This window comes from Achromobacter sp. ISS7 (genome assembly GCF_056523125.1).
Genome location: NZ_JAWRZD010000001.1, coordinates 6560495 through 6575035, shown reverse-complemented (window position 1 = coordinate 6575035; position 14541 = coordinate 6560495). Strand labels below are relative to the sequence as shown.

The following is a 14541-nucleotide window of genomic DNA, read 5'->3' as shown; positions in this document are numbered from 1 at the left end:
AGAAAAGGCCGCTTTTGTGCAAAAAAGGCGCGGGGCTTCTGTGCCCCGCGCCTTCAAGCCCGCGCCGCTTTCGTCAGGCGTAGAAATGCCAGCCCAGATAGGCCGCGAACAAGGCATAGAAACCGCCCACCGCGGACAGCGCCGGCACGCTCATGCCGGCGCGGCGGAAGCGCAGCCACAGCAGGCCGATCGACAGCATGGTGAACAGACCGGCGGCCAGCAGCGGGCCGTCGAGCAGCCAAGGCGTCAGGAAGATACCGAGCGCGCTGGGGATGGTGGCCTGGATCATCATGGCGCCGGAGATGTTGGCCAGCGCCAGGCGTTCCTTGCCCTGGCGCACCCAGATCAGCGCGTTCATGATCTCGGGCAGTTCGGTGGCGACGGGCGCCAGCAGCAGCGCGGCCACGTGCGGCGAGGCGCCCATGGCGATGCCAAGCACTTCGATCTGGTTGACGAACACGTGCGAGGCGCCGGCGATCACGACCAGGGCCAGCAGCGTCTGGGTCGCGGCCCAGAACATCGACGGATTGTCGTCGCGCGGTCGCAGCTTGAGCGGCTCGAGGTCTTCGCAGTCGATGCATTCCTCGTCGTTGCTCAGTTCGCGCTTGATGTACAGGCCGTAGGTGGCCAGGAACAGGATGCCCAGCCAGGGCTTCCAGGCGAAGGCCAGCAGGCCCAGTCCGACCTTGAAGACGAAGATGCCCATGAACCAGGCCTGGTCGCGGGCCAGCCGGCGCTGGTCCGCGTTGATACAGTTGGCCTGCGCGGGTTGGCCGCGGCGCGCGCGCCACAGGGCCAGGCCGACCACGGCGTAGGCCAGCGTCGCCAGCACCAGCGGGCCGCCCATGGCCGCGCCGACGCCGATGTCCTTCTGCTCGGGGGTTTCGCCAAACACCACGGCCATGAAGGTCACGGCGCTCTCCGGCAAGGCGGTGCCGAACGCGGCCAGCACGGTGCCGGTCGCGGTGGCGCCGAGCTGGAAGCGGTGTCCGACCCATTCGACGCCATTGACGAAGAATTCGCAGGCGAGATAGATCACTGCCGCGGACAGGAAAAACAGAAACAGGGTGAGCAACATATGGACGAGCCGGACGAGCAGAAACCAATTGGCGCGACGTCGCGGCTCGCCCGGCCAGGGTGAACGCAACGCGGCCAAAGGTCTCGCCTGGCTGATCCATGCGCGGGCGGGCCGCGACATGGAGACCGTTAGCGCCATGGAGTTCTGGCGACCGCTACGCGGTACCGAACCACCAAGTCTGTTGACGCTAACTCCTTTGGGGACAAAGGATGGCTACTCCCCAATGACAGTGCCGCGATTGTAGCAGCGCGCCCATGACAGTCCAATGAATCCCCGCCCGCCGCGTGGAAATGGGCGCGGACTGTCGCATCCGCGGCACGGCGAGTAAAGTAACCAGCATCTCAGCTTTCCGCCGGGCCGCGCGCCCCCTGCCCCTCATGAGCCTGCCTCCCGCCGATATCGCCCCCTTCGCCGCCCGGCGCCAGCGCCTGATGGAGCGGATGCGCGCCGACGGGGGCGGCATCGCCATCCTGGCCACCGCGCCCGAGGCCATCCGCAACCGCGACGCCGAATACCCCTACCGCCACGACAGCGACTTCTTCTACCTGACCGGCTTCACCGAGCCCGGCGCCTGGCTGGTGCTGATCGCCGGCGCCACCGACCGCGCGCTGCTGTTCTGCCGCCCGCGCCATATCGAGCACGAGATCTGGGAAGGCCGACGTTTCGGCCCGGAGGCCGCGGCCGAGCATTTCGGCTTCGACGACGCGCATGCGCTGGACGCGCTCGACGAACTGGCGCCCAAGCTGCTGCTGGACCAGCCGACCCTGTTCGCGCCGCTGGCCGGCGACAAGCGCACCGACGGCCGCCTGCACCGCTGGCTGGCGGCGGCGCGCGAGGCCAGCCGCGGCGGCCATCAGCCTCCCATGCGGCAACAGGACATCCGGCCGATCCTGGCCGAGATGCGGCTGGTCAAGGACGCCAGCGAGATCGCCGCGATGCGGCGGGCGGCCAAGATTTCGGCAGGCGCCCACGCGCGCGCCATGCGGGCGGCGCGCGCCGGCATGCGCGAATACGAACTGGAAGCGGAACTGCTGTATGAATTCCGCCGCCATGGCGCGCAGGCGGTGGCCTACAACAGCATCGTCGCGGCCGGCGCCAATGCCTGCGTGCTGCACTACCCCGCCGGCGAGGCGGTGCTGCGCGACGGCGACCTGGTGCTGATCGACGCGGGCTGCGAAGTCGACAGCTACGCCAGCGACATCACCCGAACCTTCCCGGTCAACGGCCGCTATAGCGGCCCGCAGCGCGCGCTGTACGACCTGACGGTCGCGGCGCAGGAAGCCGCGGCCCAGGCGACCGCGCCCGGACGCGGCTGGAACGACGGCCACGAAGCCGCGGTGCGGGTCCTGGCGCAGGGCATGCTGGACCTGAAACTGCTGAAGGGCTCGCTGGACGGCGTGATCGAATCGGGCGACTACAGCCGCTTCTACATGCACCGCACCGGCCACTGGCTGGGGCTGGACGTGCACGACGTGGGCGACTATCGCCAGCCGGGCGGCGCCCCCGGCGCCGAGCGCCCCTGGCGCAAGCTGGAAAGCGGCATGATGCTGACGATCGAACCGGGCATCTACGTGCGCCCGGCCGACGACGTGCCCGAGGCCTACTGGAACATCGGCATCCGCACCGAGGACGACGCGCTGGTGACGGATGAGGGCTGCGAGCTGATCACCCGCGGCGTGCCGGTGCAGGCCGGCGAGATCGAGGCGCTGATGCGCGAATGAGGGCGCGGCCGCGCGGGCCCGGCATGACGCGGGCCTCGGCCTGGATGGCGGCCCCGGCCTACAGCGTCAGGCCTTCGAGCCAGCCCATCGCCACCCACACGTAGACCACCACCATCGCGATCGCGAACATCGACACGGTGGCGCCCACCAGGCACGCCAGGATGGCGACCAGCACCGGCCCCCAGCCAGTCTTGGGAGACGGCGGCAGCCCGGGGTTGTAGAGGCGGTCGAACTTCTCGTCCGGCATCAGCGAGAACACCGCGCTCTCGATGAAGCCGTCGATCATCGGAATGAACAGCAGGAAAAAGGCCGGGTTGTCATACCAGACCGGGTAGTAGCGGAACGCGCAGAACAGGCTGAGCAGCGCCAGCGCCGTCACCAGCCAGGCATGGCGCCGGCCCAGATACCACCAGTGCGCGCCGAGCCAGCCGAACAGACAGGCCAGCAGGCCGACGGCGACCTTGCCGCGAGGGCGGCGCGGGATTGCGGCGGACAGCGAAGAAGAAGCCTCGAGCTGCGTCATATCAATCAACCGGTAAAGGGTCCCGGGCGCCAAGCCGCGCCGGCAGACCCGGATTGTAGTGGACAGGTAAAATCGCGGCATGACTATCTCCGCCTTCGACATTGCGATTCTCGGCGCCGGCCCCGTGGGGCGTGTCCTGGCGTTGATGCTGGCGCGCGTGGCGCCCGATCCGGCCCGCATCGCCCTGCTGCAAGGCGCCAGCCCGGCGCCCGTGACGCCCGCCGCCGCCGTGCCCGTGGCCGATCCGCGCGTGCTGGCCATGAACCACGGCAGCCGGGTGCTGCTCGAATCGCTGCACGCCTGGCCCGCCAAGGCGGCGGACATCCTCAACATCCATGTCTCGCAACGCGGTCGGCTGGGCCGCAGCGTGATCCGCAACACCGATTTCGACGTGCCGCAGCTGGGCTGCGTGGTCGCCTATTCGGCGCTGCACGCCAAGCTCGAGGAATGCGTGGCCGCCAGCGGCGTCACCCTGCTGTCCGGGCCGCCGGCCACGATCGACGGCCAGGACGCCGACGGCGTGCGCATCCACCAGGGCGACGCCACCGTGACCTGCCGGGTCGCCGTGCAGTCGGATGGCGCCGGCGCCAGCGACGTGCGCCGCGACTACGGCCAGCACGCCCTGCTGACCACCGCCCACGCCACCCTGCCGCGCCGCGGCTGGGCCTGGGAACGCTTCACCCACGAGGGTCCGCTGGCGCTGCTGCCGCACCCGCAGACGCCGGACGCCTATTCGGTGGTCTGGTGCAGCGCGCCGGACCGCGCGGCCGAACTGGCGGCGCTGGACAACGGCGCCTTTTCGCGGGCGCTGTCGGCGGCCTTCGGCGACCGCCTGGGCCGCCTGTCGTGCCAGGCGCCGCGCCACGTCTTCCCGCTGGCGCTGAGCGCCCGCCGCGCCCTGGTGCAGGGCCGCGTGGCCGCGATCGGCAACGCGGCGCAGACGCTGCATCCGGTGGCTGGCCAGGGCCTGAACCTGGGGCTGCGCGATGCCGGCCGGCTGGCCCAGACCCTGGGCGCATGGCTGCCCGCCCCGGAGACCAGCCCGACCGCGGCGCTGGCCGACTTCGGCCGCGCGCGCCAGGTCGACCGGATCATCACCGCCGGCCTCACCGACCTGATGCCGCGCGTGTTCGCCACCGGCCTGGCGCCGGTCGAGCATGCCTGCGGCCTGGCCCTGCTGGGCCTGGACCTGGCGGCGCCCCTACGGGCCCCGCTGGCGCGCCACCTGCTGCAGGGTTTCCGGGCCTGATCCTCCCCTTTTTTCGTCCACCTGTTACCAAACCGTGGCGGACGAAAAAAGAGGGTTCGATCGAGCCGGTTAAAATGTGACCATGCGCATAGGCCCGTGGACCCTTCCCAACAATGTCCTGGTCGCGCCCATGGCGGGCGTGACGGATCGTCCTTTCCGACAGCTTTGCAAGAAATTGGGGGCTGGTTACGCCGTCTCGGAGATGGCCGCCAGCAACCCCAAGCTGTGGGACAGCGTCAAGACCTCGCGGCGCCTGAACCACGACGGCGAGATCGCCCCCATTTCGGTGCAGATCGCCGGCGCCGACCCGGCCATGATGGCCGAGGCCGCCGTGTTCAACGCCAACAAGGGCGCGCGCATCATCGACATCAACATGGGCTGCCCGGTGAAGAAGGTCTGCAACGTGGCCTCGGGGTCCGCCCTGCTGCGCCACGAAGACCTGATCGCCCGCATCCTGGACGCCGTGGTCGAGGCCTGCGCGCCCCTGGGGGTGCCGGTCACCCTCAAGACCCGCACCGGCTGGGACCGCGACAGCCGCAACGCCCTGCGCGTCGCCAGGCTGGCCCAGGACGCCGGCATCGCCGCCCTGACACTGCATGGACGCACCCGCGCCGACCTCTATACGGGCGAGGCGGAATATGACACTATCCGCGCCGTCCGCGCCGAGCTGAAAATCCCGCTGATCGCCAATGGCGATATCGACTCGCCTGAAAAGGCCAGGCGCGTCCTGGATTACACTGGCGCCGACGCGGTCATGATCGGCCGGGCGGCCCAGGGCCGTCCCTGGATTTTCCGCGAGGTCGACCACTACCTGCGCACGGGCGAAACACTGGCCCCTCCCAGTTATGGGGAAATGCGCGAACTGCTGCTCGAACATCTCGACGACCACTACCGCTTCTATGGCGAACACACCGGCGTACGCACGGCGCGCAAGCACATAGGGTGGTATCTGGACGGCCTGCCGGATGCGGACTCGTTCCGCGACCGCATGAACCTCATCGACAACACCCGCGACCAGTGGCGGGCGGTGTCGGAATGGTTCCTCAATCTTTCCCGTGACGGCAACCCCAACCCGGCGCCTGTCGCGAAAGCCCTGCTGGCGGCATAACCGCCTCAACACCAACATAAAAATATCTGTACTCCAATGAGCAAGAAAGATGTCCTGGAAGAATGCGTGCGCGCCAGCCTGGAGCGCTATTTCGAAGACTTGGGTGAATCCGAGCCCCACGACATGTGGGACATGGTGATGCGCTGCGTGGAGCGCCCGGTCCTCGAAGTGGCGTTGGAACGGTCTGGCGGCAACCAGTCGCGGGCATCCGAAATGCTGGGCATCACGCGCAACACCCTGCGCAAGAAACTGCTGGCCCACAACATCCAGGTATAGAGCGCCGCCGCGCGGGCGGGCCGGCTGGCGCGCCCCGCATGACAGATTTCCCATCCCGACCTGAAGCGAGACAGGCGCCCGCGCCCCACTCCCGTCCCTCACCATGAAAATCGAAACCGCCCTGCTTTCGGTGTCCGACAAGACCGGCATCGTTGAATTTGCCCGCGCGCTGGCCGCGCGCGGCGTACGCCTGCTGTCGACCGGCGGCACCGCCCGCCTGCTGGCCGACGCCGGCCTGACCGTCACCGAAGTGGCCGCCCACACCGGCTCGCCCGAGATCCTCGACGGCCGCGTCAAGACGCTGCACCCGAAGATCCACGGCGGCCTGCTGGCCCGCCGCGACAGCGCCGAGCACATGGACACCATCAAGGCGGCCGGTATCGATCGCATCGACATGCTGGTGGTCAACCTGTATCCGTTCCGCGAAACCGTGGCCAAGCCGGACTGCACCTTCGCCGACGCGGTCGAGAACATCGACATCGGCGGCCCGGCCATGCTGCGCGCCGCCGCCAAGAACCACGGCACCGAAGCCGGTGGCGTGACGGTGGTGATCGACCCGGTCGACTACTCGCGCGTGCTGTCCGAAATGGACAAGGGCGGCAGCACCTCGTACGGCCTGCGCCTGGCGCTGGCCGCCAAGGTCTACGCCCACACCGCCGCCTACGACGGCGCCATCGCCGCCTACCTGACCAGCCTGACCGAAGCCGAACCGGCGCAGGACGCCGTGCCGGCCCGGCAGGAATGGCCCGGCACCCTGACCCTGCAGGTCAAGCAGGAACAGGCCCTGCGCTATGGCGAGAACCCGCACCAGACCGCCGCGTTCTACGTCGACGCGCAGCGTTCCGCCGGCCTGCTGGGCAACTACCGCCAGCTGCAGGGCAAGGAACTGTCGTACAACAACATCGCCGACGCCGATGCCGCCTGGGAATGCGCGCGCAGCTTCGAGGCGCCCGCCTGCGTCATCGTCAAGCACGCCAACCCCTGCGGCGTGGCCGTGGCGGCCGACACGCTGGGCGCCTACCAGCAGGCCTTCAAGACCGACCCGACCTCGGCCTTCGGCGGCATCATCGCCTTCAACCGCCCGGTCGACGCCGCCACCGCCGAAGCCGTCAGCGCCCAGTTCCTGGAAGTGCTGCTGGCCCCGGCCTATGACGGCGCCGCGCTGGCCATCCTGGCCGCCAAGAAGAACGTGCGCGTGCTGGAAGTGCCGATGGGCACGGGCCAGAACGCCTTCGACGTCAAGCGCGTCGGCGGCGGCTGGCTGGTGCAGAGCCCGGACGCCTACAACGTGCCGCGCGAGGCCCTGAAGGTCGTGTCCAAGCGCCAGCCCACCGAGCAGGAAATGAACGACCTGGCGTTCGCCTGGAAGGTCGCCAAGTACGTCAAGTCCAACGCCATCGTGTTCGTCGGCGGCGGCATGACGCTGGGCGTCGGCGCCGGCCAGATGAGCCGCATCGACTCGGCCCGCATCGCCTCGATCAAGGCCGAGAACGCCGGCCTGACGCTGAAGGGCTCGGCGGTGGCGTCGGACGCCTTCTTCCCGTTCCGCGATGGCCTGGACGTGGTGGTGGCCGCGGGCGCGACCTGCGTGATCCAGCCCGGCGGCAGCATGCGCGACGACGAAGTCATCGCCGCGGCCGACGAGCATGGCATCGCCATGGTGCTGACCGGCACCCGTCACTTCCGCCACTGATGCGCGTCCTCGGCATCGATCCCGGCCTGCGCCGCACCGGCTTCGGTGTGATCGATGCCGACGGCTCGCGGCTGCGCTATGTCGCCAGCGGGACCATCGTGGTCCCGCCGGCGCTGACGCTGTCCGAGCGCCTCAAGGTCATCCTGGACAACCTGCGCCAGGTGGCGCGCGACACGCAACCCGACGTCGCCGCGCTGGAAATCATCTTCCTGAACACCAATCCGGCCTCGACCCTGCTGCTGGGCCAGGCCCGCGGCGCGGCGCTGTGCGCGCTGGCCGACAGCTCGCTGGCAGTGCACGAATACACCGCGCTGCAGATCAAGAAAGCGGTGGTGGGCACCGGCCGCGCGGCCAAGGAACAGGTGCAGATGATGGTGCAGCACCTGCTGGCGCTGGACGGCACGCCCGCCCCCGACTCGGCCGACGCGCTGGCCTGCGCCATCTGCCACGCCCACGTCGGCCCCCTGCAGGACCGGCTGACGCAGCTGGGCACGCGCCTGAGCCTGGGCGGCAAGACCCGCATCCGCAACGGCCGCCTGCTCGGCTGAGCCTCGCGCCCCCGCCGCGCGCGGAGCCGTATAGAATCCCCGCATTCGCCGCGGCTGTCGCGGCCCCCTCTTTTGCCAGGCCACTGCCACCATGATCGGACGCATCACCGGAACCCTGATCGAGAAACTGCCGCCCACCGTGTGCGTGGACGTCAACGGTCTGGGCTATGACATCGACGTGCCCATGAGTACGCTCTATTCGCTGCCGGAAACCGGCGCGCGCGTCACCCTGTACACCCACCTGACCGTGCGCGAGGATGCCCACATCCTCTACGGCTTCGCCACGGCCGGCGAGCGCAGCGCCTTCCGCGAACTGATCAAGGTCAGCGGCATCGGCGCGCGCACCGCGCTGTCGGTGCTGTCGGGCCTGTCGGTGGCCGACCTGGCCCAGGCCATCACGCTGCAGGAATCGGGCCGCCTGACCCGCGTGCCGGGCATCGGCAAGAAGACCGCCGAACGCCTGCTGCTGGAAATGCGCGGCAAGCTGGGCGCCGACATCGGCGCCACCGCGCATCCGGTGCAGGACAACCAGTCCGACATCCTGAACGCGCTGCTGGCGCTGGGGTACTCCGAGAAGGAATCGCTGTCCGCGCTGAAGACCCTGCCCGAAGGCGTGGGCGTGTCTGACGGCATCAAGCAGGCCTTGAAGGCGCTGGTGCGCTGAGCCCGCCGCCGGCTCGCGCCCGGGCCGCGCCGGCGTGAGGCGCCGCCGGCTAGCGCGCCGGCGACAGGTAACCGGGCGCCACCGCTTCCAGCCCGGTGGGCACCACGTTCAATTCGGGCGCTATCGGCGCGCCGCAGATATTGTCGCTGCGCAGGGAGTCCAGGTTGTCGCGCGACATCAGGGGCCGGCCAGGCAGGCACTCGAACAGCATGGCCTGCATCCGCCCCAGCCCCATCGGCATGTTGAGCACCGGGCGCGGGTTGCCGCCCCAGCCGGCGCACAGGCGCGCGATCTCGCCCAGGGTGTAGACCTGCGGGCCGCCCAGTTCATAGGTCTTGCCCCAGGTGTGGGTATTGCCCAGCGTCGCCAGCATCGCCGTCACCACGTCGCCCACGAACACCGGCTGCATGCGCACGTGCGCGCCGGCCAGCGGCAGCAACGGCAGCCAGCGCGCCAGGCGCGCGAACATGTTGGTGAAGTTGTCGTCGGCCCCGAACACCACCGACGGGCGGAAGATCGTCCAGCCGCCCTCGCGCCAGTCGGCCAGTTCCTGCTTGATGGCGGCCTCGCCGTCGCCCTTGGAGCGCTGGTACATGCTGGCGCCGCTGGAATCGGCGCCCAGCGCGCTGACGTGCAGCAGGCGGCGCACGCCCAGCCGGCGGCAGGCCCGCGCGATACGCTGCGGCAGGTGCACGTGCGCCCGCGCGAAATCGGAGCCGTAGGGCCTGCCCGAATTGCCATGCAGGATGCCCACCAGGTTGACCACCGCGTCGCAACCACGCACCAGGTGGTCGAGCGCGTCATCGTCGTGCACGTCGCTGGCGAGCAGGGTGACGGTGGGCAACAGCTGGAGTTCGCGCCCCTGGCCATAACGGCGGGTGGGCACCAGGATCTGGTGCTGCCCGCCCGCCAGCCGGGCGATGAGATGACGGCCGATGAAGCCGGTGCCGCCGATGACAAGGATACGCATGGAGCAGCCCCTGTTCTTCAGGATTCAGGCCCGATTCTGCCTTGCGTGCGCCGCCTCCGCAAGCAGGCGGCCAAAGCGCCGGACGATATCCCGCCGGCGCTTCGTCCCGAGGGGTCAGCCCGCCAGCAACTTGCCGTAGGCCGGAAGATCGACGTTGCCGCCGCTGATGATGACGCCCACGCGCGCGCCGCGCACCGGCACCACGCCCTGCAGCACGGCCGCCGCCGCCAGGCAGCCGGTGGGTTCGACCACCATCTTCATGCGTTCGGCGAAGAATTTCATGGTCGAGACCAGCTGATCATCCGTCACCGTGACGATATCGCGCACGTGCTTCTGGATGAGGGGGAAGGTCAGGTTGCCGAGATGGGTGGTGGCGGCGCCGTCAGCCAGCGTCTTGGGCGCCTGGATGCGGACGATCTCGCCCTTGCGCAGCGATTGCTGGCCGTCGTTGCCCGCCTCCGGCTCGACGCCGTAGACCAGGCAGCGCGGGCTGAGCGCGAACGCCGACAGCGCCGAACCCGACAGCAGGCCGCCGCCGCCCAGGCACACGAACAGGTAGTCCAGCTCGCCGACGTCCTCGAACAGTTCCTTGGCCGCGGTGCCCTGCCCCGTGATCACATCCTCGTGGTCGTACGGCGGGATCAGCGTGGCGCCGGTTTCGGACTGGATGCGCAGCGCGATCTGCTCGCGGTCCTCGGTGTAGCGGTCATAGGTGACGATCTGGCCGCCGTAGCCTTCGGTGGCGGCGCGCTTGGCCGCCGGGGCGTCCAGCGGCATGATGATGGTGGCCTTGACGCCCTGCAGCTTGGAGGCCAGCGCGATCGCCTGCGCGTGATTGCCCGACGAGAACGTGACCACGCCGGCGGCGCGCTGCTCGGGCGTCAGGCGGGCGATGGCGTTGTAGCCGCCGCGGAACTTGAACGCGCCCATGCGCTGGTAGTTCTCGCACTTGAAGAACAGCGAGGCGCCGGCGATGGCGTCGGCGGTGGTCGAGGTCAGCACCGGCGTGCGGTGCGCATGGCCGGCCAGGCGCTCGCTGGCGCGCGCGACGTCGTCGAAGGTGGGCAGTTCGGGCAACATGGAATGGGTCCTTTGTACGCGAAGAAAGTCGGATTTTATTTGCCGAACAGCTCGCCGCTGGTGCTGGCGGCGCCGGCCGGCGGCGTCAGGCCCAGGTGGCGCCAGGTGGTCAGGGTGGCGGTGCGGCCGCGCGGCGTGCGCTGCAGGTAGCCGTGCTGGATCAGGTAGGGCTCGATCACGTCTTCGATCGTGTCGCGCTCTTCTCCGATGGCCGCGGCCAGGCTGTCGACGCCCACCGGGCCGCCATCGAACTTGTGGATGATGGCTTCGAGCAGCTTGCGGTCCATCAGGTCCAGACCCTGCGGATCGACCTCGAGCATGGCCAGCGCGCGGCCGGCGACGTCGGCGTCGATGGTGCCGCCCGCCTTGACCTCGGCGTAGTCGCGCACGCGGCGCAGCAATCGGTTGGCGATACGCGGCGTGCCGCGGGCGCGGCGCGCCACCTCGGCGGCGCCGTCCGGCGTGATGCCGGCGTTGAGCAGGCCGGCGCTGCGGGTGACGATGCGGCCGAGATCATCGGCGTTGTAGAACTCCAGCCGCGAGACGATGCCGAAGCGATCGCGCAGCGGATTGGTCAGCATGCCGGCGCGGGTGGTGGCGCCGACCAGCGTGAACGGCTGCAGGTCGAGCTTGACGCTGCGCGCGGCCGGCCCCTCGCCGATCAGGATGTCGATCTGGAAATCCTCGAGCGCCGGATAGAGGATTTCCTCGACCACGGGCGACAGGCGGTGGATTTCGTCGATGAACAGGACGTCGTTCTTTTCCAGGTTGGTCAGCAGCGCGGCCAGGTCGCCCGGGCGCTCGAGCACGGGGCCGGACGTCTGGCGCAGCTGCACGCCCATTTCATGCGCGATGATGTGGGCCAGCGTGGTCTTGCCCAGGCCCGGCGGGCCGAACAGCAGCACGTGGTCCAGCGCCTCGCCGCGCTTGCGGGCGGCGGCGATGAAGATCTCGAGCTGTTCGCGGGCCCGCTGCTGGCCGACGTATTCCTCCAGCGCCTTGGGCCGCAGGGCGCGCTCGATCGATTCCTCGTTGGGCGACGCCGGCTGGGGCGCGACGATGCGAGGCGCGTCGGGGCGGGAGGAAAGGGAATCGGACTGGATGGCCATGGTGCGGAAACGACAGGATACTGAGCAGGATGCTGCATCGTACCGTAACCGCCGGGCCCGGGGCGGGGCGCGGGCCCAAAACGCCCCTGAGCCGAATCAGGCGCCGTCGGCCACCGGCAGCTTGACCCGCACGCACAGCCCGCCCGACTCGGCCTGCAGCAGTTCCAGCGAGCCGCCGTGGGCGCGGGCGATGGCCTCGGCCAGCGCCAGGCCCAGGCCGACGCTGCCGGTGCGGGTGCGGGCGTCGTCCAGCCGGCTGAAGGGCCGCAGCGCCTCCAGGCGCCGCTCCGGCACGATGCCGGGGCCGTGGTCGGACACATCCAGCACCACGTGGCGGTCTTCGCGCCGCAGGCGGATATCGACAGGCGGCGCGCCGTGGTTCAGGGCGTTGCCGATCAGGTTGTCGAGCAGGCGGCCCAGCGCCACGGCGTCGCCTTGCACCACCAGGGTGGCGTCGTCGCCGGTGGTATTCAGGGTGACGTCTGTGCCGGCGCCGCGCCAGGCGTTGACGCGCTCGGTCAGCCAGTCGGGCAGCACCATCGACGCATAGCGGTAGGCGGCCGGATCGGTGCCGCGCACGAAGCCGATGAACTGGTCGACCATGTGCTGCATGTCCTGCAGGTCGGTGCGCAGCCCTTCCTTCAGGGCCGAATCATCGGCCAGCTCGATGCGCAGCCACATGCGCGACAGCGGCCCCTTGAGGTCGTGCGGCAGGCCCGACAGCAGCGTGCGGCGCACGGAATCGGATTCGGCCAACGCATCCAGCATGGCATTGAAGCGTTCGCCCAGCACCCGGGTTTCGTGCGGACCGGAAGGCTCGACCCGCTGCGGCTGGCCGGCGGCCAGGCGGTCGGCGGCGTCCGCCTGGCGCGTGATGGGCCGGGTGATGTGCCACGAGAAACCCACCGCCAACAGCAATAGCAGCCCCAGGCCGCCAAGCCAGGCGGCGATGAACGGCGTGGCCACCGGCGGATCGAGGCGGTCCAGCGGAATCACCAGCCATTCGCGCAGGCGCGGCGCGTCCTCGCTGGCCGGATTGGGCGCCAGCGAAATGAAGATCTCGGGCGTGGGGCCGCGCGACAGCGCCACCCGGGTGCCGTCGTTCAGCCGCTCGTTGAGCTGCTGCACCAGCCCGCGCAGGTCGCGGCGGATGTCGTCCGGCTCGGCCTTGTAGCGCCGCATGCGCTCTTCGTGCTCGCGCTGACGCTCGTGTTCGGCCTGCGCCTCGTCCACCTCGCGGTCGCCTCCGCGCATCTCGGGCGGCAATGGCGGCCCCTGTATCTGCGAATTCGGCAGCGGCGGCGGAGGGGGCGGCGGATGCTGCATGTTGCGCGGCGGCGGCCGGCGGCCGTTGAAGCGCTGCAGCTTGGCCTCGGCGGGCAGCACCCGCGACCACAGGCGCCACTGGTTCTGCGAGGCCGCGCGCACGAAGTCGGCGCGGTCCTCGGCCGGCACCTGCGACACGGCGGCGCGCAGGGTGCGAATGGTGGTGGTGATGTAGCCGATGGCCACGTCTTCCATGAACTTGTGGCGGAAGTACGAGACCGTCACCAGCGTCGCCGCCTGTGTCAGCAACACCGACCCGAGAATCAGCAGGATCAGCCGCGCCCGAAGCGAGCGCGGCACGAGGAAGCCGGCAGAGAAGCGCATCAGGGCGAGAACCGGTAACCGATGCCCCAGACGGTCTGGATCCAGCGGGGTTGCTTGGGATCGTCCTCGATGACGCGGCGCAGGCGCAGGATGGCGATGTCGATGGCGCGGTCGTTGCGTTCGCCGGCGTCGTCGTCGCGCGCCAGCGCCAGCAGGCGTTCGCGCGACAGCGGCTTGCCGGCGTTGCGCACCAGCGCCTCGAGCAGGTTGATTTCACCCCCGGTGAGCTTGACCACCGTGCCTTCGCGCGACAGCTGGCGGGTGGAAGGGTCGAACAGGAACGGGCCGAACGACACCGGCGCGTCCTTGGTCAGCGCGGACGGGCCGCGCTTGCGCCGCAGCACGGCCTCGATGCGGGCCAGCAGTTCGCGCGGGTCGAAGGGCTTGCCGACGTAGTCGTCGGCGCCGGCCTCCAGGCCGATGATGCGGTCGACGGCCTCGTCGCGGGCGGTCAGCAGGATGACCGGGATGTCCTCGCCCTGCTCGCGCAGGCGGCGACAGGCGTCGGCGCCGTCGCCGCCGGGCAGCATGCGGTCCAGCACCAGCAGGTCGGGGGCGTAGCGGGTGATGCGCGACGGCAGGTCGCTGGCATCCGGCGCCAGCAGCGTGTCGTAGCCGTGGCGATTCAGGTAGTCGGCCAGCAGTTGCCGCAGGGCCGGATCGTCGTCGACGACCAGCAGCTTGGTGTGGTGATTGTCCATGGATGCCATAGTGGAGCCGTCCGCCTTCGGCGGCAAGAGCCGGGAAATCATCTGAAATATACCTGTTGCACGATGTTTGCCGGCGTTGGCGGCCCTTTCGCGTCGGCATGGCCGTGCGGGGCGGACTGGCCCTAAAATAAATGCCATTGCCCGCATACGCTGGTCCGGTTT

Annotated in this window: 14 protein-coding genes and 1 riboswitch; of the genes, 7 read left to right on the top strand and 7 right to left on the bottom strand. The window is 69.7% G+C overall.

Features of this window, described 5'->3' with window-relative positions; all coding sequences use genetic code 11:
- Positions 1 to 73 precede the first annotated feature (73 nt).
- Positions 74 to 1078: a sodium:calcium antiporter gene (locus AC1HFW_RS29830; protein ID WP_006393167.1), complete on the bottom strand. Its 1005-nt coding sequence runs from the start codon at positions 1076 to 1078 to the stop codon at positions 74 to 76.
- Positions 1079 to 1121: 43 nt separating this feature from the next.
- Positions 1122 to 1319: riboswitch (yybP-ykoY riboswitch) on the bottom strand.
- A gap of 136 nt (positions 1320 to 1455) precedes the next feature.
- Here AC1HFW_RS29830 and AC1HFW_RS29825 point away from each other — a divergent pair.
- A complete protein-coding gene (locus AC1HFW_RS29825) occupies positions 1456 to 2799 on the top strand; it encodes an aminopeptidase P N-terminal domain-containing protein (protein WP_479286250.1) in 1344 nt (447 codons plus the stop codon).
- Between the two features lie 58 nt (positions 2800 to 2857).
- Here AC1HFW_RS29825 and AC1HFW_RS29820 read toward each other — a convergent pair whose 3' ends face one another.
- Entirely contained in the window at positions 2858 to 3322 is a 465-nt protein-coding gene (locus AC1HFW_RS29820) for a TM2 domain-containing protein (RefSeq protein WP_006393165.1), read from the bottom strand.
- A 79-nt stretch (positions 3323 to 3401) separates the two neighbouring features.
- Here AC1HFW_RS29820 and AC1HFW_RS29815 point away from each other — a divergent pair, with 79 nt between their 5' ends.
- The 6 genes from AC1HFW_RS29815 to ruvA all read left to right on the top strand — a co-directional run bounded on the left by AC1HFW_RS29815 (position 3402) and on the right by ruvA (position 8860).
- Positions 3402 to 4571, top strand: coding sequence for a UbiH/UbiF/VisC/COQ6 family ubiquinone biosynthesis hydroxylase (locus AC1HFW_RS29815; RefSeq protein ID WP_479286248.1), 1170 nt, complete (start codon positions 3402 to 3404; stop codon positions 4569 to 4571).
- 82 nt (positions 4572 to 4653) lie between these two features.
- Positions 4654 to 5679 carry a tRNA dihydrouridine synthase DusB gene (dusB, locus tag AC1HFW_RS29810; RefSeq protein ID WP_035360023.1) on the top strand — a complete coding sequence of 342 codons (1026 nt, stop codon included), beginning with the start codon at positions 4654 to 4656 and terminating at the stop codon, positions 5677 to 5679.
- 36 nt (positions 5680 to 5715) lie between these two features.
- Positions 5716 to 5955, top strand: coding sequence for a helix-turn-helix domain-containing protein (locus AC1HFW_RS29805; RefSeq protein WP_006217670.1), 240 nt, complete (start codon positions 5716 to 5718; stop codon positions 5953 to 5955).
- 103 nt (positions 5956 to 6058) lie between these two features.
- Entirely contained in the window at positions 6059 to 7648 is a 1590-nt protein-coding gene (purH, locus tag AC1HFW_RS29800; protein WP_006393162.1) for a bifunctional phosphoribosylaminoimidazolecarboxamide formyltransferase/IMP cyclohydrolase, read from the top strand.
- Positions 7648 to 8196: a crossover junction endodeoxyribonuclease RuvC gene (ruvC, locus tag AC1HFW_RS29795; protein WP_006393161.1), complete on the top strand. Its 549-nt coding sequence runs from the start codon at positions 7648 to 7650 to the stop codon at positions 8194 to 8196. The genes purH and ruvC overlap by 1 nt, the downstream gene beginning before the upstream one ends.
- A gap of 91 nt (positions 8197 to 8287) precedes the next feature.
- Positions 8288 to 8860, top strand: coding sequence for a Holliday junction branch migration protein RuvA (ruvA, locus tag AC1HFW_RS29790; protein WP_006393160.1), 573 nt, complete (start codon positions 8288 to 8290; stop codon positions 8858 to 8860).
- Positions 8861 to 8909: 49 nt separating this feature from the next.
- Here ruvA and AC1HFW_RS29785 read toward each other — a convergent pair whose 3' ends face one another.
- From AC1HFW_RS29785 to AC1HFW_RS29765, 5 genes are all read right to left on the bottom strand, one after another.
- Positions 8910 to 9830 carry a complex I NDUFA9 subunit family protein gene (locus AC1HFW_RS29785; RefSeq protein ID WP_006393159.1) on the bottom strand — a complete coding sequence of 307 codons (921 nt, stop codon included), beginning with the start codon at positions 9828 to 9830 and terminating at the stop codon, positions 8910 to 8912.
- Positions 9831 to 9944: 114 nt separating this feature from the next.
- Positions 9945 to 10910, bottom strand: coding sequence for a threo-3-hydroxy-L-aspartate ammonia-lyase (locus tag AC1HFW_RS29780; RefSeq protein WP_006393158.1), 966 nt, complete (start codon positions 10908 to 10910; stop codon positions 9945 to 9947).
- Between the two features lie 35 nt (positions 10911 to 10945).
- Positions 10946 to 12019, bottom strand: coding sequence for a Holliday junction branch migration DNA helicase RuvB (gene ruvB / locus AC1HFW_RS29775; protein ID WP_116520627.1), 1074 nt, complete (start codon positions 12017 to 12019; stop codon positions 10946 to 10948).
- A 96-nt stretch (positions 12020 to 12115) separates the two neighbouring features.
- Positions 12116 to 13669 (bottom strand): HAMP domain-containing sensor histidine kinase, encoded by a 1554-nt coding sequence (locus AC1HFW_RS29770; protein WP_479286246.1) that lies wholly within the window; start codon positions 13667 to 13669, stop codon positions 12116 to 12118.
- The gene (locus tag AC1HFW_RS29765; RefSeq protein ID WP_006393155.1) at positions 13669 to 14370 is read right to left on the bottom strand and encodes a response regulator; all 702 of its coding nucleotides are present in this window, start codon (positions 14368 to 14370) and stop codon (positions 13669 to 13671) included. The genes AC1HFW_RS29770 and AC1HFW_RS29765 overlap by 1 nt, the downstream gene beginning before the upstream one ends.
- Between the last annotated feature and the right edge of the window lie 171 nt (positions 14371 to 14541).

Excerpts from the sequence above, each read along its gene's own strand:
- AC1HFW_RS29830 (WP_006393167.1), bottom strand. The coding sequence starts at position 1,078 with ATGTTGCTCACCCTGTTTCTGTTTTTCCTGTCCGCGGCAGTGATCTAT.
- AC1HFW_RS29825 (WP_479286250.1), top strand. The coding sequence starts at position 1,456 with ATGAGCCTGCCTCCCGCCGATATCGCCCCCTTCGCCGCCCGGCGCCAG.
- AC1HFW_RS29820 (WP_006393165.1), bottom strand. The coding sequence starts at position 3,322 with ATGACGCAGCTCGAGGCTTCTTCTTCGCTGTCCGCCGCAATCCCGCGC.
- AC1HFW_RS29815 (WP_479286248.1), top strand. The coding sequence starts at position 3,402 with ATGACTATCTCCGCCTTCGACATTGCGATTCTCGGCGCCGGCCCCGTG.
- dusB (WP_035360023.1), top strand. The coding sequence starts at position 4,654 with ATGCGCATAGGCCCGTGGACCCTTCCCAACAATGTCCTGGTCGCGCCC.
- AC1HFW_RS29805 (WP_006217670.1), top strand. The coding sequence starts at position 5,716 with ATGAGCAAGAAAGATGTCCTGGAAGAATGCGTGCGCGCCAGCCTGGAG.
- purH (WP_006393162.1), top strand. The coding sequence starts at position 6,059 with ATGAAAATCGAAACCGCCCTGCTTTCGGTGTCCGACAAGACCGGCATC.
- ruvC (WP_006393161.1), top strand. The coding sequence starts at position 7,648 with ATGCGCGTCCTCGGCATCGATCCCGGCCTGCGCCGCACCGGCTTCGGT.
- ruvA (WP_006393160.1), top strand. The coding sequence starts at position 8,288 with ATGATCGGACGCATCACCGGAACCCTGATCGAGAAACTGCCGCCCACC.
- AC1HFW_RS29785 (WP_006393159.1), bottom strand. The coding sequence starts at position 9,830 with ATGCGTATCCTTGTCATCGGCGGCACCGGCTTCATCGGCCGTCATCTC.
- AC1HFW_RS29780 (WP_006393158.1), bottom strand. The coding sequence starts at position 10,910 with ATGTTGCCCGAACTGCCCACCTTCGACGACGTCGCGCGCGCCAGCGAG.
- ruvB (WP_116520627.1), bottom strand. The coding sequence starts at position 12,019 with ATGGCCATCCAGTCCGATTCCCTTTCCTCCCGCCCCGACGCGCCTCGC.
- AC1HFW_RS29770 (WP_479286246.1), bottom strand. The coding sequence starts at position 13,669 with ATGCGCTTCTCTGCCGGCTTCCTCGTGCCGCGCTCGCTTCGGGCGCGG.
- AC1HFW_RS29765 (WP_006393155.1), bottom strand. The coding sequence starts at position 14,370 with ATGGACAATCACCACACCAAGCTGCTGGTCGTCGACGACGATCCGGCC.